General features: G+C 50.8%; 1 rRNA gene. It reads left to right on the top strand.

The annotated features are described in order from the left end of the window. A 23S ribosomal RNA gene (locus tag GCN74_RS28575) occupies positions 1 to 244 on the top strand; the annotation flags it as partial.

The raw sequence follows: 244 nt of genomic DNA, 5'->3' as shown, positions 1-244 counted from the left end.
GAAACATCTAAGTAGCTGCAGGAAAAGAAATCAACCGAGATTCCCAAAGTAGCGGCGAGCGAAATGGGAAGAGCCTGTACGTGATAGTCGGACCGATAACAGAATCCTCTGGAAATGGGAGCCATAGTGGGTGATAGCCCCGTATGTGAAATCGGACCGGTGGTACTAAGCGTACGACAAGTAGGGCGGGACACGTGACATCCTGTCTGAATATGGGGGGACCATCCTCCAAGGCTAAATACTC

This window comes from Janthinobacterium sp. FT14W (assembly GCF_009208755.1).
Classification (GTDB): Bacteria; Pseudomonadota; Gammaproteobacteria; order Burkholderiales; family Burkholderiaceae_D; genus Janthinobacterium; species Janthinobacterium violaceinigrum.
The sequence above is the reverse complement of the archived record's forward strand: the minus strand, read 5'-3'. Positions and strand labels throughout refer to the sequence as shown.